This window comes from Arthrobacter sp. Leaf337 (assembly GCF_001423745.1).
In the GTDB taxonomy this organism is placed as follows: domain Bacteria; phylum Actinomycetota; class Actinomycetes; order Actinomycetales; family Micrococcaceae; genus Arthrobacter.
The window spans coordinates 279,375-300,181 of sequence record NZ_LMPC01000001.1; the positions used below are offsets into that span (position 1 = coordinate 279,375).

Annotated in this window: 18 protein-coding genes; 9 read left to right on the forward strand and 9 right to left on the reverse strand. The window is 62.9% G+C overall.

Features of this window, described 5'->3' with window-relative positions:
* Positions 1 to 8: 8 nt before the first annotated feature.
* From ASF98_RS01270 to ASF98_RS01280, 3 genes are read right to left on the reverse strand one after another with little or no spacing between them, the layout of a single operon-like run.
* Entirely contained in the window at positions 9 to 1,433 is a 1,425-nt protein-coding gene (locus ASF98_RS01270; RefSeq protein WP_055796389.1) for a sugar nucleotide-binding protein, read from the reverse strand.
* A gap of 3 nt (positions 1,434 to 1,436) precedes the next feature.
* The gene (gene rfbB, locus ASF98_RS01275; protein WP_055796392.1) at positions 1,437 to 2,435 is read right to left on the reverse strand and encodes a dTDP-glucose 4,6-dehydratase; all 999 of its coding nucleotides are present in this window, start codon (positions 2,433 to 2,435) and stop codon (positions 1,437 to 1,439) included.
* A gap of 50 nt (positions 2,436 to 2,485) precedes the next feature.
* On the reverse strand, positions 2,486 to 3,256 hold the full coding sequence (locus tag ASF98_RS01280) for a glycosyltransferase (RefSeq protein ID WP_055796395.1): 771 nt from the start codon (positions 3,254 to 3,256) through the stop codon (positions 2,486 to 2,488).
* Positions 3,257 to 3,403: 147 nt separating this feature from the next.
* Between ASF98_RS01280 and ASF98_RS01285 the strand changes: the two genes are divergently transcribed.
* The 7 genes from ASF98_RS01285 to ASF98_RS01315 all read left to right on the forward strand — a co-directional run bounded on the left by ASF98_RS01285 (position 3,404) and on the right by ASF98_RS01315 (position 9,509).
* Complete coding sequence (locus ASF98_RS01285; protein WP_043437974.1) at positions 3,404 to 4,153, forward strand: glycosyltransferase family 2 protein; 750 nt, start codon at positions 3,404 to 3,406, stop codon at positions 4,151 to 4,153.
* Positions 4,154 to 4,156: 3 nt separating this feature from the next.
* A complete protein-coding gene (locus ASF98_RS01290; protein ID WP_055796398.1) occupies positions 4,157 to 4,600 on the forward strand; it encodes a DUF2304 domain-containing protein in 444 nt (147 codons plus the stop codon).
* A gap of 3 nt (positions 4,601 to 4,603) precedes the next feature.
* Positions 4,604 to 5,491, forward strand: coding sequence for a glycosyltransferase (locus tag ASF98_RS01295; protein WP_055796400.1), 888 nt, complete (start codon positions 4,604 to 4,606; stop codon positions 5,489 to 5,491).
* Between the two features lie 25 nt (positions 5,492 to 5,516).
* A complete protein-coding gene (locus ASF98_RS01300) occupies positions 5,517 to 6,611 on the forward strand; it encodes an NAD-dependent epimerase/dehydratase family protein (protein WP_055796403.1) in 1,095 nt (364 codons plus the stop codon).
* Between the two features lie 12 nt (positions 6,612 to 6,623).
* Positions 6,624 to 7,523 (forward strand): glycosyltransferase, encoded by a 900-nt coding sequence (locus tag ASF98_RS01305; protein ID WP_055796406.1) that lies wholly within the window; start codon positions 6,624 to 6,626, stop codon positions 7,521 to 7,523.
* Between the two features lie 268 nt (positions 7,524 to 7,791).
* Positions 7,792 to 8,574, forward strand: coding sequence for a hypothetical protein (locus ASF98_RS01310; RefSeq protein WP_156372238.1), 783 nt, complete (start codon positions 7,792 to 7,794; stop codon positions 8,572 to 8,574).
* A complete protein-coding gene (locus tag ASF98_RS01315; RefSeq protein ID WP_055796412.1) occupies positions 8,559 to 9,509 on the forward strand; it encodes a hypothetical protein in 951 nt (316 codons plus the stop codon). Before ASF98_RS01310 ends, ASF98_RS01315 begins: the two co-directional genes overlap by 16 nt.
* Here ASF98_RS01315 and ASF98_RS01320 read toward each other — a convergent pair.
* On the reverse strand, positions 9,506 to 10,588 hold the full coding sequence (locus ASF98_RS01320; protein ID WP_055796415.1) for an acyltransferase family protein: 1,083 nt from the start codon (positions 10,586 to 10,588) through the stop codon (positions 9,506 to 9,508). The genes ASF98_RS01315 and ASF98_RS01320 overlap by 4 nt on opposite strands.
* Before the next feature lie 83 nt (positions 10,589 to 10,671).
* Here ASF98_RS01320 and rfbA point away from each other — a divergent pair, with 83 nt between their 5' ends.
* Both rfbA and ASF98_RS01330 read left to right on the forward strand, forming a co-directional pair.
* Entirely contained in the window at positions 10,672 to 11,535 is an 864-nt protein-coding gene (gene rfbA, locus ASF98_RS01325; RefSeq protein ID WP_055796419.1) for a glucose-1-phosphate thymidylyltransferase RfbA, read from the forward strand.
* A 56-nt stretch (positions 11,536 to 11,591) separates the two neighbouring features.
* Positions 11,592 to 13,589, forward strand: a complete 1,998-nt coding sequence (locus ASF98_RS01330) for a DUF6541 family protein (protein WP_055796422.1) — start codon at positions 11,592 to 11,594, stop codon at positions 13,587 to 13,589.
* A 4-nt stretch (positions 13,590 to 13,593) separates the two neighbouring features.
* Here the strand turns inward: ASF98_RS01330 and ASF98_RS01335 are convergent, their stop codons facing one another.
* From ASF98_RS01335 to glf, 5 genes are all read right to left on the reverse strand, one after another.
* A complete protein-coding gene (locus ASF98_RS01335) occupies positions 13,594 to 15,738 on the reverse strand; it encodes an acyltransferase family protein (RefSeq protein ID WP_055796424.1) in 2,145 nt (714 codons plus the stop codon).
* Between the two features lie 108 nt (positions 15,739 to 15,846).
* The gene (locus tag ASF98_RS01340) at positions 15,847 to 16,572 is read right to left on the reverse strand and encodes an ABC transporter ATP-binding protein (RefSeq protein ID WP_055796428.1); all 726 of its coding nucleotides are present in this window, start codon (positions 16,570 to 16,572) and stop codon (positions 15,847 to 15,849) included.
* Positions 16,573 to 17,454: an ABC transporter permease gene (locus ASF98_RS01345; RefSeq protein WP_055796431.1), complete on the reverse strand. Its 882-nt coding sequence runs from the start codon at positions 17,452 to 17,454 to the stop codon at positions 16,573 to 16,575.
* Positions 17,451 to 19,466, reverse strand: a complete 2,016-nt coding sequence (locus ASF98_RS01350; RefSeq protein ID WP_055796434.1) for a glycosyltransferase — start codon at positions 19,464 to 19,466, stop codon at positions 17,451 to 17,453. Before ASF98_RS01350 ends, ASF98_RS01345 begins: the two co-directional genes overlap by 4 nt.
* Positions 19,463 to 20,650 (reverse strand): UDP-galactopyranose mutase, encoded by a 1,188-nt coding sequence (gene glf / locus ASF98_RS01355; RefSeq protein WP_055796436.1) that lies wholly within the window; start codon positions 20,648 to 20,650, stop codon positions 19,463 to 19,465. The genes ASF98_RS01350 and glf overlap by 4 nt, the downstream gene beginning before the upstream one ends.
* Positions 20,651 to 20,807: the final 157 nt, after the last annotated feature.

Sequence of the window (20,807 nt, forward strand, 5' to 3'; positions counted from 1 at the left end):
TCGGACCGCTATTCCGCGGCCGTCCGACGGCCGAGGTACGTTTCCAGAACGTCCCGGGAAGGCCTCGGCTTGAAACCCGAGTTCTTGATTTTGGTCAGGTCCAACACGCTGTTCAGCGGCCGGGGCGCGGCGGCCTTGCCTTTGAAGTACTCTTCGGTGCTGACACCGGTAACAGCGGTGCGCGGCTGTCCCGAGAGCTCGTACACGTCCGCGGCGATGTCGGCCCACGACTGCGGTTCGCCGTCATTGCTCAGGTTGTAGGTGCCGTAGTCGGCGCCCGACTCCAGGAGGTGCTGGATGCCTGCAGCGATGTCTTCGGTGAAGCTGAGCCGGCCGATCTGGTCGTTGACCACGGACGGTTCGATGCCGCGGCCGGCAAGGGATGCCATGGTGCGGACGAAGTTGTTGCCTTCACCGATGACCCAGCTGGTCCGCACGATGTAGTGGCGGGGAACCACGCTGACGACGGCGTCGCCGGCCGCCTTGGTCTGGCCGTAGACGCCCAGCGGTGTGAAGGGCTCAGTTTCGTCGTGGCTCTCGCGTACGCCGTCAAAGACGTAGTCCGAGGAGACATGGACCAGAGTGAGGTCATGTTCGACGGCGGTGCGGGCCAGCCGTGAAACGGCGGCGACGTTGACGGCCCAGGCAGCTGCCCGGCCTTCCGCGGTTTCCGCGGTGTCGACGGCCGTGTAGGCGGCGGCGTTGATGATGGTTGAGTAGTTCTTCCAGTTCCGCTCCGTGAAGGAAGCTTCGCTGCCCAGATCGAATCCGGCGCGGCCGGCGAACTCGACGGTCGCGTCGCCGTCGTACAGTTCCCGCAGTGCTTTGCCGAGCTGACCGTCGGCACCGACCACGAGGGTCTTCTTCGCCGGCATCGGCACGACGTCCGCGAGGCGGGGGTGGGCCTTGTCCTTGTCGGAAAGCTCAGCCTCCTCCAGCGGGACGGGCCAGGCGATTCCGGCCGTCTCGTCCGCGAGGTTCAGGAACGTGTACTGCCCCTGGGCGTCCGCGGACCAGTGGTCGTTAACCAGGTAGGTGTAGGCGGTGTTGTCTTCCAGAGTCTGGAAGGCGTTGCCCACGCCGCGGGGGATGAAGATTGCCTGGCTCGGGTCCAGTTCAGTTGTGAAGACGGCCCCAAAGGACGGCCCTTCGCGGAGGTCCACCCAGGCGCCGAAGATCTTGCCGGTGGCCACGGAAATGAACTTGTCCCACGGTTCGGCGTGGATGCCGCGGGTGGTGCCGGCTTTTTCGTTGAACGAAATGTTGTTCTGCACCGGGCGGAAGTCCGGCAGCCCGAGGGCCACCATTTTCTCCCGCTGCCAGTTTTCCTTGAACCAGCCTCGGTTGTCACCGTGGACCGGCAGGTCGTAGAGAACGACGCCGGGGATCGGGGTTTCGTGCGCGGTCAGCTTCTTGGAGAACTCGATCGACATCGTCTACTGGCCCTGTTCCTTGTACTTGGCTTCGGTCTGGGCCTTCTGCGGGCGCCACCAGTTTTCGTTCTCGCGGTACCAGGCGATGGTGTCTTCGATGCCGGCGTCGAAGTTGGAGAATTTCGGTTCCCAGCCGAGCTCGTCGCGGAGCTTGGCGGAGTCGATGGCGTAGCGCAGGTCGTGGCCGGGGCGGTCCACGACGTGGTCGTAGGCGTCCGGGGACTGGCCCATGTGCTTGAGGATGAGCTCGACGACGTCCTTGTTGTTCTTCTCGCCGTCGGCGCCGATCAGGTAGGTCTCGCCGATTTTTCCCTTGGCGATGATGGCCAGCACGGCCGAGGAGTGGTCGTTGGCGTGGATCCAGTCGCGGACGTTCTCGCCCTTGCCGTAGAGCTTGGGCCGGATCCCGTCGATCACGTTGGTGATCTGGCGCGGGATGAACTTCTCCACGTGCTGGTACGGGCCGTAGTTGTTGGAGCAGTTGCTGATGGTCGCCTGCAGCCCGAAGGAGCGCACCCAGGCACGGACCAGCAGGTCGGAGCCGGCCTTTGTCGAGGAATACGGGCTCGAGGGGTTGTACGGTGTCTCTTCCGTGAACCGTTCCGGGTCATCGAGTTCCAGGTCGCCGTAGACCTCGTCGGTGGAGATGTGGTGGAAACGCTTGTTATGCTTCCGGGCGGCCTCGATCAGCGTGTAGGTGCCGATGATGTTCGTGTCCAGGAACGGGCGCGGGTCATGCAGAGAGTTGTCGTTGTGGGACTCGGCGGCGTAGTGGACCACGACGTCGGCTTCTTCCACGAGCGTGTCGACCAGTGCGGCGTCGCAAATGTCGCCCTGCACGAAGCGGAAGCGCTCCTCCGGAAGCCCACTCAGGGATTCCAGGTTGCCTGCGTACGTCAGCTTGTCCAGGACAGTGACGTGATCATCAGTGTTCTCAAGAACGTAGTGGACAAAATTGGAACCGATGAAGCCGGCACCGCCGGTGACAAGGAGTTTCTGCATTCAGCCAGCTTACCGGTTGAGCAATGCCGTCCTAATCAGGACGGCACGCATCAGGACGGCCGGTGAAGGCGGCGCCATGCCTGCCCGATGCAACGGAGCAGCATGATGCGTGCGCGAAGGATCACAGGCAGTGAGCGCCAGCTCCGCGGCGTGGCGTTGTCATCGTGGATCCTGCGCAGCAACGTTGACCCGTCCAAGTGCCGCATGGAGCCGGCCAGGTTTCCGCAGATGGCCAGCCATAGGTCGTGGGACTCGTTTACGTAGCGGGGAACGGGCGTGAACACCGAGAGCATGTCGCGCCGGAAACCCATACCGCAGCCGTAATAAGCCCGGTATCCCACAAGGATTCCGAGGATATTTGATGCATGTCGCCGGCTGTCCTCGCCCCGGAGCCGCGGGATGTTCGGACGGGGGCCGCCTCCGAGCACGTCGAAATTGGACGCCACCACCCTTGATGTCTGAAGCGCACCAAGCATGAGGTCAAGCCTGCCCGGCACCCAGACGTCATCCTGGTCGGCGAGCAGAATGTATTGTCCCTTCGATGCCAGGGCGGCCTGTTCAAATGACCGGACGTAACCTTGGTTCACAGCCGCTTCAATCAGGCGGATCCGTACGTCGTGGAAGGTCCGGATTTGCTCGACAGTGTCGTCAGGTGAGGCGTCGTCTACGATTACCAACTCATCGTCCGGGCCGAGCTGGGCAAGGATGGATTCGAGCTGCTCCCTGATGTAGCGCCCGCCCCGGTAGCTCGCGAGGCAGACACTTACCCTCGTTTCCCCGTTGCCTGTGGTGCCCGGGACGTCCGTAGGATCTGTTCTCAATCTGGTCCTTCCGCCTGCCCGAGATAGTTCCGTGGCTCGCCGGGTGACGTCCGGAGGGCCCGTCCCATCTTAGGCTGTACTACTTGGGCCTCTCCCCCGCGGCGCCGCCGCCGACCCGAATCATGGAATTGATATAGTTTGGACACCATGGAATCCACCCCCAATCCGCGCGTTCTGGTCATCATGCCTGCCTGGAATGAATCGGAAGCCGTCGGTAATACCGTGCGGGAAGTGCTGAACACAGACTCCCGGTACGACGTCCTAGTCGTCAACGACGGATCCACCGACAACACTGCAGCCGTTGCCGCCGAGGCCGGTGCAACGGTGCTTAACCTTCCTTTCAATCTTGGCGTCGGCGGCGCCATGCGGGCAGGCTTCAAGTACGCACGCCGCTGCGGCTACCGCCAAGTGATCCAGGTGGATTCCGACGGCCAGCACGACCCGCGGAGCATCGACGAAGTCCTCGCAGGACTTGCCCATGCAGACATCTCAATCGGCGCACGGTTCGCGGACCGCGGGGACTACAAGGTCACGGGCCCGCGGAAGTGGGCCATGCAGCTGCTCGCCAAGGTAATTTCCGGGCTGGCCAAGACCCGCCTCACCGATGTGACCAGCGGATTCCGCGCCGCCAACGTACGCGCCGTTGACCAATACCTTGACCACTATCCGGCCGAATACCTGGGCGACACCATCGACTCCCTCGTGGTCGCTATCCGCTCCGGTTGCACCGTGACGCAGGTGCCCGTGGAAATGCGTGCCCGGCAGGGCGGAAAGCCCAGCCACAATCCGGCCAAGGCCGCCATATACCTCGGAAGATCGGTGTTCGCCCTGTTGTTTGCCCTGACCCGGAAACGGTCCCATCTGGCTGTACCAGCTCCGCAAGCATCGGGAGCCTAAAGCATGGGAAACATTGCTGCCTTCCTGCTTGCCTTGGCCATTGTTGGCCTTGTTGTCGAAATGCTCCGCCGGAAGAAACTCCGGGAAAAGTACGCCGCCCTCTGGCTGATCGTCGGCGTCGCCACACTTGTCCTTGCTGCCTTTCCCCGCCTGCTCAACATCGTGGCGGAGTTCGTCGGCGTCCAGCTGCCTTCCAACCTGCTCTTCGCCATGAGCATCCTCATGCTGCTGGGCGTGTGCCTCCACCTCTCGTGGGAAATCTCAGTCGTCGAAGACGAGACACGGACCCTGGCCGAGGAAGTGGCTATCCTGCGGGTTCAAGTGGAGGCCCTCAGCACTGCGGCCACCACTGACTCTCAGGTGCCCTCAGATTCGCTGGCAACAACCCCAGACACCGCCGGACCCCACGCGGCGAAGCCCGACACACAACATAAAGGTTCGGATTAACACATGCCGCTGGATATTTTCATTCCCTACTGGGGCGATCCGGATTACATGAAGGAAACCGTCAACAGTGTCCTGGCCCAAGACAGCGATGACTGGCTCCTCACGGTCGTGGACGACGCGTACCCCGGCCATGAGATCAAAGACTTCATGGCCGGAATCACCGATCCCCGCGTCAAGTACATCCGTAAGGACCAGAACGCAGGAATCACCGAGAACTACCGGACCTGCGTGGCCATGGCCACCGAAGAAGTGCTGGTGATCCTTGGCTGCGATGACGTCCTTCTGCCGAATTACGTCTCCACCATCCTTGATGCCCACAAGCGTTACCCCGGGGCGGCCTTGATCCAGCCTGGCGTCCAGGTCATAGACGAAGCGGGGCAGGTGGTGGTCACCCTCGTGGACACCGTCAAGCAGAAGCTCATCAAGCCCAGGGGCGGCGGGCGCCAGCTCGTCTCCGGCGAGGCCATCGCCTCCAACCTGATGCACGGTGACTGGCTCTACTGGCCGTCACTGGCCTTCCGGACGGACAAAATCCGGCAGGTGGACTTCCGGGACGGCTTCCCGATCATCCAGGATCTCGCCCTGATCATGGACATGATCTACAACGGTGACCAGCTCCTGATCGAGCCGACCGTCTGCTTCCAGTACCGCAGGCACTCAAACAGCGCCTCGTCCACCAAGCTTGTGGACGGTTCCCGGTTCGCCGGAGAGCGGGAGTATTTCGCTGTAGCCGCTGCGCAGGCACAGGAGCTCGGATGGAATCGGGCTGCCCGCTCGGCACGCCTGAGGTTCACGTCGCGTGCGCATGCGGCATCCCTGCTGCCCAAGGCAGTGCTCAGCAAGAACTCCTCCGCCGTAAAGGCCCTGGTCCGCCACACCTTCGGCAAGTAACGCCGTTCGCTACGAAAGGTCCCAAGTGACTTCCTCTTCAACTTCCGCCCGTCCCGGCGGCACCGTCCTGGTCACCGGCGGCGCCGGGTTCATCGGCTGCGCCATCTCCGATGCCCTCGTCAGCGAGTTCGACCGCGTTGTGGTCGTCGACAATCTCCACCCGCAGATCCACGCCACGGGCGAGCGTCCCGAGCAGCTGAACCAGGCAGCCGAACTGGTCGTTGCGGATGTAACAGAGGCGAAGACCTGGGACGCCGTCCTCCAGGACGTCACTCCCGACGTCGTCATCCACCTGGCGGCGGAAACCGGAACCGGCCAGTCCTTGGAAGAGTCCACCCGGCACACTCTCGTCAACGTTGTTGGCACGTCCCAGCTCCTCGACGGCCTCAACCGCCACGGCAAGCTTCCCCGCCGGATTGTTTTGTCGTCCAGCCGAGCGGTGTACGGCGAAGGTGCCTGGAAGGACGCCGAGGGCCGGCTCTTTTACCCTGGTCAGCGGACAAGCGAAACCCTCGACAAGGCACAGTGGGATTTCCCGGGTGCCTCGCCTGTCGCAATGAAGGCGTCCGAGACGTTCCCGGCTCCTGTGAGCGTCTATGGCGCCACGAAGCTTGCCCAGGAAAATGTCCTGCAGGCATGGGCAAAGTCCTACGGCGTGGAGACCGTGATCCTCCGCCTGCAAAACGTATACGGTCCGGGCCAGTCGCTGATCAACCCGTACACCGGCATCATGAGCCTCTTCTGCCGGATGGCGATGGGCGGCAAGTCCATCCCCCTCTACGAGGACGGCGAGGTGCGCCGTGACTTCATCCTGATCGACGACGTTGCGTCGGCCATTGTTGCCGGTGCGGTCTCCCCCACTGTCCAGGGCGAACCGATGGACATCGGATCTGGTGAGTTCCAGACCATCGGCACCGCTGCCAAGCTGATCGCAGAGCACTACAACGCTCCCGAGTCGCACGTGACCGGCCAATACAGGCAGGGCGATGTGAGGCACGCATGGGCTGACATCACGGCCGCCGAAAAGGTGCTGGGCTGGACGCCGAAGTACAACCTTGCCCAGGGAATCGAACTGCTGGCCACGTGGATTGACGCGCAGCCAGACGTCAAGCCTGCCTGATCCGGCGAGCGAATGTCGTCCAACGCGACTACTGCGGTTGTCAGCCTGTTCAACGCCGACGAGAACGTCCTGGCCAACGCCGCAGCCCTGCTGGCCCAAGTCAACCATGTAGTGGTCGTTGACGACGGTAGCTCCCAGGACCCCGGCCGGATCCTTGGGCAGCTTCAGGATCTCGGCTGCACGGTCGAGCGGCTCGCCGAAAACTCAGGCATCGCTGCGGCGCTGAACGCCGGGATCGCCGTGGCTCTGGCTTCCGCAGAACGGCCTGCTTTCATCCTCACCATGGATCAGGACAGCTTGCTCGACGGCGGCTACGTCGCCGCCCTCGAGGAATCGGCACGTGCCGCTGAGCAGGCCGGAGTCCGAGTCGGCATGGTCGCTCCGGCCTCCATCAGGGGCCTCCCTACGCGGCGCGCCGGCGTCGTGAACGGCGTGCAACTGGGGGGCGAACCGATCCAGTCGGGTCTGCTTCTGCCGGTTCCCATCATTGAGGATCTCGGGATCCTGCAAAGCGACCTGTTCATCGACGGCGTGGACACCGAATATTTCCTGCGCACCCAGTCAGCCGGGTTCAAGACCGTGATTGCTCCGAAAGCAGCCCTTGGCCACTCACTGGGAACCATGACGCAGGCCCGCCTGTTCGGTTCGGACCTTACCCTGCGGGGCCGGCCGGTCAAGGTGCGGACCGCAGCCTCGTGGCGCTATTACTACCTGTTCAGGAACCGTATCCTGCTCGCCAGAAAATACGGACGCCAACACCTTTGGTGGGCCATCAAGGGCTTCCTGGCCGACTACCGGCACTTGGCGATCGTGACGTTACTGGCCCCGAACCGGTGGGAACGGTTGTCCTCCGCCATGGCCGGGATTGCGGACGGCATCGCGGGCCGGGCCGGCAAACGACGCGTCCGCTAGGTTCAGTAGCACGGCACGCCGGACAACTACGATTGGGGACAGGTCCGTGAGGTCAGCGTTGCAGCAGGAGACTCCGCTTCCGCGCCGGGCTGCCCGGGAGTTCGCGGTATGCGCTCACCCGAAGCGGGGAAAGTGGTTTCGGTCACTCCGTGGGCCAGGTGCATTTGTCGCGGCGGCGTCGATGATAATCGTTCTCCGTCTGAACGGCCAGCTGGACGGAATCCTGGGCCTGGTTTTCGCAGCTGGACTTGTTCTACTCCTTCCAACGGTGAAACGGTTATCCCTCCGGCTGCTCCTCAACGGCCTCCTGGCCATGGGGTTCGCGCCTCTCACTTGGTGGGTCCCGGAACGCGTCCTCGGAATCGACCACGGCACGCTGCTGATGGCAGTGACTGCCGGGACGATTTCATGGTGGATTCTTTCGACGAAGCCAGCCCGGCCGAGACTCCGGCGCCTGGTGCCGAGGGTGAAATGGATCGACGCTGTTCCGTTCCTGGCCGGAGGGCTCGCCGCCAGCTCGCTCGGGACCATGCTGGCGGTCAGGTCGGCCCAGGATGCTTTGTCGCTTATGACAGACAAATGGGACTACCAGTCGCACTTCAACATTTACTTCATGATCCGCAGCCATGGCGGCGTCATCCCGACTATCCCCGGTCCTTCCTCCGGGGGCGCTTGGGGCTTCGCGGAGTATCCGCAGGGGTTTCATGCCCTGCTGGCAACGTTCGCTGACCTCGTCCGGCCCGATAGCGGCTCCCTTGACGCCGAGTTGATTTCCTTTGTTAACCTCCAGGCCGCCGTCTGTGTGGTGACGGTTGTGCTGGTCATGGCCGGGCTCTGTGCCCTGCCCGGGATCCGGCGGCGTCCGGCCGCCTTGGCGCGGGGCTCGTCGGCGTCGCCAACAACTGGGTCATGCTGGTCAGCCTCGTTGCCGTCGTTTTCATTGGCTGGTTCTGGCATGTCCTTCGGCGGCCGGGGACCTATCCTCGGTCATGGTGGGTGCCGGCCGTCGTCGTTGCAGCGTTGGCAAGCGCAGGAGTGCTGCTTCCGGTAGTCCAGCTATCCCCGCTGGTGCAGCAGAGCCAGCAAATACTCGGCCTCACCGGAGGAATCGAACTTCCCGACTTCGGGACGGCCCTCGCTGTCATCACGTTCGCGGTGACCCTCGGATTCGCCAACAGCGCAGTTGCCGCAACCAGCCCGTCGCTCATAGCCGAACGGCGCGGAGCTGCCTTGGCATCGTTCGGGCTCTTTGTTCCCATCGGGCTCTGTCTCTGGCTCGCCATCTCGCAAAGCGCGGGCGGTGGCGCTGTTTCCTACTACTTCTACAAGTACTTGATTGCCGTGCTGCTGTTCGCGTGGCCGGTGGCTGTGGCCGCAGTAGCGTCCATCCTGCCACCGCCGTCGTCCGGGTCCGCCCCGGGAAACGACAAGCGTCTGACCGCAGCCTTATGCGTCCTGGCTTTGGCGGCAACCCAGTTCTTCGGGTTCTCGGCGACGGGCCTGGCCGACGCCGGGCTGCCGCCGACTGCGCGGGCAGTAGCCGAAATGGAAAAGCAAACAGCACGGCTGAAGGCAACGCCGGACTACGTTGCTCGGCTCCTGGCCAGCGCACGCCAGCCGCAACCGGAAGAAACCATCTACATCGTGGCGCAGGGCACGATGGACAGGGTACTTGCGGCCCGGTGGCACTGGACTTTGCGTGGAAACTCCACGTCAAAGACCACGGCAATGAGCCCGGCGATCGGCGCAATCTATAAGGACTACAGCCGCGCACCTGAAATCATTGCCCAACTCCTCATGGACGATCCAGCTGTCTCGGTGATCGTCGACCCGGAACTCTACGAACCCGTCCGCGAGCACCTGATCGGGAAGGGACTCGAAGGGCGGCTGATACGCCTTGCCGGCTTCCAGCCGGCATCACGTTCCGTGGGAACGGGCAGCCAGGAGCGGTACCGGCACCAGCCAGTTGAAAGGCAACAGCCTTAGACGCTCTTCTTCGCCCGTCGCATTACAGGTCGTTCAATGAACAGCCAGCTGGCGGCCGCCAACGGAATAGTGCACAGCGTCGCAGCGATGGTGAACCACCAGACGCCCCAGTGGTAGGCGCCGAAAACCGCGAGCAGCTGCTGAACAGGAAACGCGTAAATATACGCTCCATAGGAGACGTCATTCTTGGCGACCACCGCAGGCTGCGGCAACCAGGTGGAAATCCACAGCAGTCCGTATGCAATGAACGGCGCCGCGAGCTGCCCACCGAACCCGGGAACCCAGAGAATCAAGGCGGCAGCTACCGCGACAGCCACGGGACCTGCCACCCTGTGGATGCCAAGACGGGAGCTCAGCACCTGAACAACAGCGCCGCCCAGGAAGTACGGAATCAGCCGGGCCGCCAGTTCAAAGTCCAGGTTGGACTGCATGTAGGGCTTGAGCACGCCGATATTTGCCCACAGCACAACGCTGAGTCCAAACGCGGCAATGACGGGCCACGGGGTCTTCTTGACGATCGGCAGGAAGCCGAGGAAGGCCACGAGCAGGTAGCACATAAACTCGAAATACAGCGTCCAGAGCGACCCGTTCCAGGCGCCCGGGTACGGGACCGCTGCAGGCGTGCCCGCGATGTCGTAGCTGACAATACGGAGCGAGAGGTTTGCGAATATCGAGTTCAGCGGCGTGGTGGGTGTGGACATGAACCCCAGCAGGTTTCCGCGCTGAACCACGTAGGCAATCGGTGCGAACACAAAAGCCATCATGACCAGGCACACGATGAAAGCCGGGAAGATCCTGGCCACCCGGTGTACCAGGTACGGACCAATCCGGTTGCTGAACCTGCTGGCAGTGATCAGATAGCCGCTGATGCCAAAGAACCCGGCGACAGCCCACCCGCCCAGGTTCTCCCCTTGGAATGTCGGCCCATTGCCGGCACCAACGATGTGCCAGCTGTGCGCGAACAGCACCGCAAGTGCAAGGACAAGCCGGATAAGGTTGAGGCTGTTTCCCCTGGGGTCGAGTGCCCGCCCCAGTTGGGGCGCCGGAACGGCCTTGGGTTTCAGAGTGAGAGTGCTCAAACCTTTGCTTCCTTTGGGTGTCGGCAGACGGTCCATTCTACAGCGTTTGGCGTCTCGGCCTTCGGTACGGGAGGATGGGGACCATGCGTGGAATTATTTTGGCCGGCGGAACTGGGTCCCGGCTGCACCCGATTACTCTTGGCATCAGCAAGCAGCTTGTCCCTGTTTACGACAAGCCAATGATCTACTATCCGCTGTCCACGCTCATTCTCGCCGGCATTCGCGACATTCTCATCATCACCACTCCCCACGATGCAGATCAGTTTAAGCGGCTGCTCGGAGACGGCTCGCAGTTCGGCATCAACCTTACTTACGTGCAGCAGCCCTCTCCTGACGGCCTGGCACAGGCATTCATCCTTGGCGCAGACCACATCGGCGACGAAACGGTCGCCCTGGTGCTCGGCGACAACATCTTCTACGGCCAGGGCATGGGCACCCAGCTCCGGCGCCACGCCGACATCAAGGGCGGTGCGGTGTTCGGTTACTGGGTCAATGATCCGAAAGCCTATGGTGTCGTTGAGTTCGACGACGACGGCAAAGCCCTCTCCCTGGAGGAGAAACCGGAAAAGCCGCGCAGCCACTACGCCGTTCCCGGACTGTATTTCTATGACAACGACGTCATCGACATTGCCCGGAACCTCAAGCCCTCCCCTCGCGGCGAGCTCGAGATCACCGACGTGAACCGCGCCTACCTGGAGCGCGGTGATCTTCAGGTGGAGATCCTCCCTCGCGGTACAGCATGGCTGGACACCGGAACATTCAATGACCTCAGCGACGCCTCGAACTTCATCCGTACGGTTGAAAATCGGCAGGGACTCAAAATCGGCGCCCCCGAAGAAATCGCCTGGCGCCAGGGTTTCCTGACCGACGACGAACTCCGCGAACGCGCTGAACCGCTGGTCAAGAGCGGCTACGGAAGCTACCTCCTGGGCCTCTTGGAGAACTAGGGCGTCTCCGGCCAGCTGGCGGGACTACCGCCGTCGTATTTTCGAGTGGAGTCTCAATGAGTTGGTTTGCTACCGTGCCCGTCGTTCTGGCGTGCCTGCTTTTGCTGTTTGCGCCAGGCACGCTGGTGCTTGCCGGACTCGGGCTGCAGCGTTGGTCCTACTTGGCACTGGCACCGGTTTTGACCGTCAGCCTCGTAGCGGTCACTGCCATCGCGGCACCGTATCTGGGGATCGGCTGGTCGCCCCTCCCGGTTGCCGTCACCACCGTTCTGGTCTCAGGCCTGCTCTTCGGAGTCCGCAAGATCCGTAGTCGCGGCGCCGGGACCGGCGCATCACCCCGCGCACGCCGGGCACTGCGTAAGCCCGGTAAAGCGGACATCGTGGCTGCCGTAGGCTTCCTCGCAGGCTCGATTGCCATTGCCCTGCAACTTCACCGGGCTTTCGGCAGGCCGGAGAACATCTCCCAGACGTTCGATAACGTCTTTCACCTCAATGCGATCCGGTACATCCTGGATTCGGGCAACGCTTCGTCCTTGACCCTTTCCGGCATGACCAGCGGCGACAGCCCGCCCTATTTCTACCCTGCCGCGTGGCACGGGCTGGCATCCCTCCTGGTCCAAATGACCGGCGCCCAGATCAGCGTCGCAGTCAACATCGTCAACCTGTGTGTTGCCGCGGCCGTCTGGACCGCCGGCTGCATGTTCCTGGCGCGGACAGTCATCGGACCAAACGCCTACGCCGTTGCCGCCGCGGGCGTGCTGGCCGCCGGGTTTGGATCATTCCCGTTGCTGTTGCTGGACTTCGGGGTGCTTTACCCGAACTTCCTGTCCGTCAGCTTGATTCCGGCCGCGTTGGCAAGCGTCAGCATATTCTTTGGCGTCAGCGATGCTCCGGGCCACATGGGGATGGCCCGGTTCGTCCTGGCCCCCGTGGCCGCAATCGGAGTCGCCCTGGCGCATCCAAACGGGCTCATGTCCCTGCTGGCGTTGTCGATCCCCATCCTTCTGGTGTCCTTTGTCGCGTTCTCGCTGGCACGGTACAGGAATGGTCACGGCCACAGGGGGACCCTCCTCATGGGGGCTGGACTGCTCGGAATTCTCGGCGTAGTCGCGGTCATGTGGAAGTACATTCGTCCGCCTGCGGCGGCGGCGACCTGGCTTCCGTTCCAGACACCCGGCCAGGCTGTGGGTGAGATCCTCACCAACTCCGCGATGCAGCGTCCGCCCGCCTGGGCTGTCAGCATCCTGCTGATCACCGGCGTGGTGGTCCTGTGCCGCCGTCACAAGCGGATCTGGCTGCTTGGTTCGTTCGCCGTCATAGCGGCCCTGTTCATTGTGGTCTCAGCCGGACCGAACGGGTGGCTGCGCAATACGCTGACCGGTGTCTGGTACAACGACAGTTACCGCCTTGCGGCCCTTCTGCCGGTCGCCGCAGTCCCGCTGGCAGCTGCCGGCGCGGGCTGGCTTGTCGGAAAGCTTCAGCACGTCTGGGTGACGCACCGTGACTCGCTGAAGCTCGTCCCTGCCGGAATCCGGAAATCCCGCCTCGTGGTGTCCGCTGTGGTGCCGCTGGCACTCCTTGGCCTGGTCCTGGCCGCCCAAACTGTGCCGCTTGGCGCTTCCATCCAGTCGGCGAAGGTCAATTACTCGACAACCCCGGACTCCGCCCTGGTCAGTTCAGACGAGATGGCCCTGATCGACGAGCTGGACGACATCGTCCCGGCGGATGCAACCATCGCCGTGAACCCTTGGACCGGAGGCGCAATGGCCTTCGCGATTGCCGACCGCAACACGACGTCCAAGCACACGCTCACCACGTACACGAAGGCCACTGAGCTGCTGAACGACAAGTTGCGGGAGGCTGGCACCGATCCTTCCGTTTGCGACGCCGCCCGCGCGGACAACGTCCGCTATGTTCTCGATTTTGGAACGCGGGAAGTACACGGCGGAAACCACGGTTTTGTAGGGCTGCAGATACCCGACGCGACGCCCGGGTTTGAGCTGCTGGCCCGCCACGGTGACGCCAAGCTGTTTGAAGTGACCGCCTGCTACTGACGCTTTAGAGCCGGAGCATCCTCGCCAGCGGCGATGCGAGCGTCCTGGCATAGCTGTTGGTCATGTGGTTGTCCCGATAGACCATCACGTTGCCGATGACGGATGGGCACCGGCCGTCGGTGCAGAAGTACGGGTACAGGTCGACCACATCCACACCGGGAACCCTCGCGGCAGCCGCAAATAAGGGATCGACCGGGCGGTCCCCGACAGGCTGCTGGATGACGCAGGCATCGGACCCGCTGCCGTTAGCCTGCACACAGTCCGGCGCGGCGAACTCGGGATACGGAATGTCCATCACGACCGCGACCCTGATTCCGGCGTCCCGGAGCGGCTTCAGCAGACCCGCATAGCCCGAGATCAGGGCTTCCGGGTCCTTCCACCCCCACTTAAGGGCGCGTTCGTAGCCTGCGGGCGTCATGCCCGAGACCACGACCAGGTCAGGTTTCAGGCGCAGGATCCGGCCCAGCGTCTCCCGGTTCTGGTTGGAACAGTTGTGGAAGACCGTGTCTGCGGATTCCGGCGGAGCCAGGGAGAACGGGCAGCCGTTCCGGACCATCGCGTGGACGTTCCAGCCGGACTGCTCCCCCACCAGCAGCAAGGGATCCACCAGTTGCGCCGCGTGCGAGTCTCCAACGACGATCATGGTCTTCCCTGCGTCCGCACTGCCGTAGCGGCACTTCTCCTCCCCCATTTTCGCCGGATCGAACGCTCCGCATTCGTTCCCGCCCGTCAAGGGAACATCCTTCATCGCCACGGCTGGATCCGGCCGCACTGCGAGTCCAGAAGGCACCGCCGCCGGCCGGTCAGCATCGAGCGCCATTGCTCCCGGGTACTGACGCAGGTTCAGGGCCCCGTCCAGCTGCTGCGATTTCGCCTCAACGATTCCCCAGGGAGCCAGTGCCGTCAGTGTGGTCGCTGCAACCAGCCCGGCGGCCAGGACAAAAGCCTTGCGATGGCCCCCGTGCCTCAAGCCTCGGACGGGGACCTCGACGGCACGGTGCCCACCGTCGTGGCGGAACTTTTGCTCGACGAAGTAGTAAGACACCACTGCCGCTACCAGGCTGATGGCGGCCATTGCAGAGCCGTGCAGGATCCCCGGCGCCCTTCCCAGATGGAAGACATACAGGACCACGACAGGCCAGTGCCACAGGTAAAGGGAATAGGAGATGTCCCCGACGAACTTCGCCGGGCCGGTTGAGAGCAGCGTGGACGCACTGAAGCGACTGCTGCCCTGCATCGTTACCGAGGCGGCCGCCGCCGAGTGGGTGCCTGCCGCCGTCGGGCCTGCCGCCAGAACCAAAACGGTGGCCGCAACGGGGAGTAGTGCGACATAACCCGGGAAGGCCATGGACGTGGAGAACGTGAAGGCGCAGCACAAAACGCCCAGCAGCCCGGCCCATCCGAGGAGCATTCGCAACCGCTCCCCCGGCTGGAACCGCGGCAGAACGAGCGCGAGGATACCGCCCAGCCCGAGTTCCCACATACGGGTGGTGGTGGCGAAATAGGCGACGTCGTGGTCGGATACCGAGAAGAAGGCGCTGTGGAGGAATGACGCCGCGGACAGTGCAACCAGCAGGTAAAGGCACAGCGACTTCTTCGACATGCCGGTCCTTGTTGCCCACGCCGCCGCAGCGATCAGGCAGAGCGGAATAACAACGTAGAACTGCTCTTCGACGGCCAGCGACCAGTAGTGCTGGACCGGAGAGACGAGGGCCGTGGCTCCTTCGTAGCTGCCGGAGCCGAAGGCCTGGTTCCAGTTCTGAACCTGCAGGGCGGCCATAATCACGTCAAACGAGATCGACTGCCAGCGGCTCTGCGGGAGCAGAAGGACCATCCCCGCCAGCGTTGCCACCAGGACCAGGCTGGCGGCCGGGAGCAGCCGCCTGATCCGTTTGGCGTAGAAAGACCTGAGTGCGATTCGTCCGGTGGCTTCAATTTCGCGGACGAGCGACCCCACAATAAGGAAACCCGAGATCACGAAGAATACGTCCACGCCGACGAAGCCGCCGGGCAGCGCCGCCGGCCAGATGTGGTAAATGATCACCAGCCCCACGGCCACCGTGCGGAGCCCCTGGATGTCGCGCCGGGGTGCGGGACGGTTCGGGGCTGGCGGCGCAGCAATGGATGCGGGCGCAGGCAGAGCGGGCACAACTATCCTTCCGGTTGAGAGCGATAGTTGTCCGCTCCGTTGCTGGACTATCCGTACAGGACGGATTGTTGCCGTGACTGGCAGGCGACGGCGGCGCCGGAACGCTGGCTAGGAGCGCAGCAGCGCCACGGCGTCGTGGATTGAACCGTCAAACTTTACGACGCCGTGCTCCAGCAGGATTCCGCGGGCACAGATACGGGAAACAAGATCGAGGTCGTGGCTGACTACCACGAGTGTCTTGCCGTTCCGTGCCAGTTCCTGGATCTTGTTGATGCATTTCCGTTGGAAAGGCTCGTCACCGACGGCAAGGATCTCGTCGATGAGGAACACTTCCGGGTCGGTGTGGACCGCCACGGAAAACGCCAGCCTCAGATACATGCCCGAGGAGTAGAATTTCACTTCGGTGTCGATGAACTGGCCGATCTCGGAAAACTCGACAATGTCGTCGAACCGGTCGTTGACCTGTTGCTCGGTCATGCCCAGGATGGCACCGTTGAGGAACACGTTGTCGCGGCCCGAAAGATCCGGGTGGAATCCCGCGCCCACTTCAATGAGGCCGGCTACTCGGCCCCTGGTCCGCACCGTGCCGGAGTCGGGCAGCATCACGCCTGAAATGTGCTTCAGAAGCGTGGACTTCCCCGAGCCGTTCAGTCCGAGGAGAGCCACCGTCTCGCCCGTTTTTACCTCCACGGAGACATTCTTGAGTGCATGGAACTTCTCGGACAGGTCGCCCTTGCGTCCTTTGGCGAGCCAGACGACGGCTTCCTTGATTGACCGTGTGTGGCGCAGCACGAACTGCTTGCTGATGTCAGAGACTTCGATTGCGTTGACCACTCACAGCTCCTGCGCAAAGCGGCCTTCAAGCCGCCGAAAGGTAAGTTGGCCCAGGAAGAGGACCAACAAGGCGATGCCCAGTCCGACCGGTGTCCAGAGGCTGAACAGGTTCGGTGGAACGGCCGCGGAACCGTCCGTCGTCGGGAACCAAAAAGCATAGTGGAACAGTTCGACGCCGATTGTCACCGGGTTGGCTTGGTAGACCGCAAAAGCCGCGGCGCCAAGCTTCTCCTGCACCATGGTCCACGCATACATCACCGGCGACGCCCAGGTGGCCACCATCAGCAGCATGTCCACGAGGTTTTCGGAATCGCGGAAGTAGACATTGGCTGCGCCGAACAACAGCCCCAGGCCGGTTGCCAGCAGGCCGACGATCAGGAAGCCGGCGACGGCGGCCAGGAGCTGGAACACGTCCGGATGCCATCCTGCAATGACGCAGCCCGCGACGAGCACCACAAGTTGCGGGAAAAAGTGGACACCTGACACCCAGACGGACGCAACGGGGAAGAGCTCGCGCGGGAGGTAGATCTTTTTGATCAAGTTGCCGTTGTTAACTATCGACCGGGCGGCGTTACCCAGCGCCTCGGAGAAGAAGTTGATCAGGACAATGCCCGAAAACAGGTACACGGCGTAGTTGGACAACCCCTCGGGGTTCCTCGGACTTCGTTCAAGTCCGAGGAACACCCCCAAAGCGACGTAAAAGACAATGAATTGCACACCGGGCTTCACGTAGGACCACAGGAGTCCAAGAACAGAGCCCCGGTAGCGGACCTTAAGTTCCTTCCGCACCAGGAGTTTCAGCAGGAAGCCCGACTGGCGAAGATCCCGCAGGCCGCCGCCCAGTCCGGGCGTGGTTAGTTCCCCAGGAGTGGTGGCGCTCACTTGATCTCGTTCTGAGTGTGCTGCTCGAACGTCTTCCTCCAGGACTCAATCGACGTGAGGTCGTTCATTGCAGCCTTGTACTTCTTGCTGAGCGTCGGCCAGTCCTTCAGGAGTTCAGCGTGCAGGCGTGCGCTTTCAGCCAGCATCTTCCGAAGCTTTTTCGGATCGCGGCGGTACCAGGACGCACCGGTTCCTTCGGCATTGGACACCACTGCGCTGTCGTACTGCGCCATCCGCCACCAGCGGTTGTCCTGGTGCGCAACTGTCGCCTGCGGCCGTTCGGCGCTGGAGCCGCTAACCGGAGTGGCAAGCTGCCTGATGACGGTCTTTGCGGCCCACGGCAGCAGCGACACCTTGGACGGCTGCGAGATCCCGTGTCCCCGGCGAGGGGGCTTGTCCATCTTGGGTGCAGGAAATTCATCCGGGTCGGGGCGGATCACTGAATCCGAATAGCCGGACATCATTTCCCGGATCTGCGGCAGCTTGGTCGGGAGCAGGTCCCGCAGGGCTTCGGGGCCCTTAAGGATGTCCTCGAGCGCCCAGCCGCGGCCCTGGGCCGTGGCGTACTGCATCGACACCATGTGCTTGACGTCGATGTACTGGGATTCCCGGACAACGCGTCCGCCATGTTCATAGGGGCTGTGCAGGAGTGCCGCAATGACGCGGTTGCGGGCGTGGAAGTAAGCCTGCCAGCCCACCAGGTCGTCCTTGTCGATCCAGGAGACATGCCAGACGGCCGAGCCGGGCAGGGAAACCGTAGGGAACCCGTGGGCCTTAGCCCGAAGCCCGTATTCGGAGTCGTCCCACTTGATGAACAGCGGAAGGGAGAGCCCGATTTCGCGGATTACCTTCGTGGGGATCAGGCACATCCACCAGCCGTTATAGTCCACGTCACAGCGGCGGTGCAGCCAGGACGTCTGGCGGAGGTTCGACGACATGAAGTCGTGCCCGAGGATCATTTCCTCGCTGGGCAGCGAGGGCTGGAAGCGGTAGGGGTTCACGATCTCGCCGAACGTGTGCAGAACCGTCCGGTTATAGAGGTCGAACATGTGCCCGCCGACGATGGTCGGGGTCTTGCAGCGGTCCGCGAAGGTCAACAGGCGGATGATGCTTTCGGGCTCCACGACGACGTCGTCATCCATCAGCAGGACATAGTCGCTGCCGTTCTCCACCGCCTCGAACATCCCGCGGGCAAACCCGCCGGAGCCGCCGAGGTTGGACTGGTTGATAATCCGCAGTTTCCCCTGCAGGGAATCCTGGACCTCGTCGAAGCCTTCCGCGTCCGCGACCTTCTGCGATCCCTGGTCGACGATCAGGATTTCCTGGACGTGCTCCAGCGCCTCGCCGTTCTCGGCAAGGAGCCTCAGGTTATTAAGGCAGAAGTCGGTCTTGTTCAGCGTCGTGATCTGCAGCGTCACAGAACCGGCATGGCTCTCGGCTGCCGGTCCCTGCCATTCCGCGTCCAGCATGACGAGGGGTTCCGTGCCGGCCACGAGGTCGAACCAGTACCAGCCGCCGTCGCCGAAGGGCGCGAGGGACAGATCGAAGAAGTTTTCCGAAATTCCTTCAACCCTGCGGGTGTCCACGCGCTGCAGCGATCCGCGGGCGTTGGACTTGTAGACGATGACAGACCCGGTGCCCTGGGTGCGGACGTGGAGGCGGATTTTCTCGACAGTGGTCCACCGCCGCCAGTAGCTGGCAGGAAACGCGTTGAAGTAGCTGCCGAAGGAGACCCGTTCTCCGGAGCGCACGGACGTGGAGAACCGGGAAAGGAAGTCCTCGACGTGGGCTTCCTTCGTGGGGCTGCTGAAGGCCTGCGGCTTGCTGGCCTTTCCGTCGCGGTCACCGACGGTGGGCAACTGGATGCCGGTGGCAGTGCCCATGTCCATGTACAGCGGCACCGTGTCCATCTGGCTGGAGCTCGGCAGGATGACGCGCTGAAGCGTATCCCAACGCTGTTCGCTTGACTCCACGCTGTCGGTGCCCTTCGGGCTTTCGGTTGAGACACTCATGCGTCTACGCCTCCGCTTTCAAGCTTTGCGCCACTCTCAAAATGCGGCCGGATCTGGTTGTCAAACATGGTCAGGGCTGAGCCGATCGCCATGTGCATGTCGAGGTACTTGTACGTGCCCAGGCGGCCACCGAACAGCACATCGCTCTCCGCAGCCGCGAGGTCGCGGTACTTCAGCAGGCGTTCGCGGTCGGCGGCAGTGTTGATCGGGTAATAGGGCTCATCGCCCTTCTCCGCCGCGCGGGAGAACTCCCGCATGATGACGGTCTTTTCCGTCTGGTAGTCGCGCTCGGGGTGGAAGTGGCGGGGTTCGATGATGCGGGTGTAGGGGACGTCGTCGTCGTTGTAGTTGACCACCGACGTTCCCTGGAAGTCGCCCACTTCGAGGACTTCTTCCTCGAAGTCGATGGTCCGCCAGGACAGGTCGCCTTCCGCGAAGTCGAAGTACCGGTCCACCGGCCCCGTGTAGATCACCGGGATGTTGCCGACGACCTTGGTCTTGCTGTACTCATGCGACTCATCGAAGAAGTCGGTGTTGAGCCTGACCTCGATGTTCGGGTGCTCCGCCATCTTCTCGATCCACGCGGTGTAGCCGTTGGTCGGCAGCCCCTCGTACTTGTCGTTGAAGTAGCGGTTGTCGTAGTTGTAGCGCACCGGGAGGCGGGAGATGATCCCCGCGGGCAGGTCCTTCGGATCCGTCTGCCACTGCTTGCCGGTGTAGTGCTTGATGAACGCCTCGTACAGAGGCCGGCCAATCAGCTGGATGCCTTTGTCGTTCAGGTTCTGGGGATCGGTGCCCGCGAGCTCGCCGGCCTGCTCCTTGATGAGGGCCTGGGCCTGTCCCGGCGTGAGGTTTGCGCGGAAGAACTGGTTGATCGTGGCCAGGTTGATCGGCAGCGAGTACACCTCGCCTTTGTGGACTCCGTAGACCTTGTGCACGTAATTCGTGAACGTCGTAAACCGGTTGACGTACTCCCAGACACGCTCGTTGGACGTGTGGAACAGGTGGGCACCGTAGCGGTGCACTTCGATGCCGGTCTGCTCTTCCTTTTCGCTGTAGGCATTGCCGCCGATGTGGTGGCGGCGGTCGAGGACAACGACCTTCAAGCCAAGCTCAGTGGCGGCCTGTTCTGCGATTGTCAGGCCGAAAAAGCCCGACCCTACGATGACGAGGTCAGCGGTCACAAAATCTCCTGATTCGAATGCGGGCAGCCCAATGTTGTGCATTGGCTGCTGCTCTAGCCTACCCGAGACTACGACGACACCAGTGATTCCCGGGCATGGGCCGGGCTTATCCACATAGTGAGCCGGGGGCGATGCCCCGCGGTCCTGTCCGGCGGTA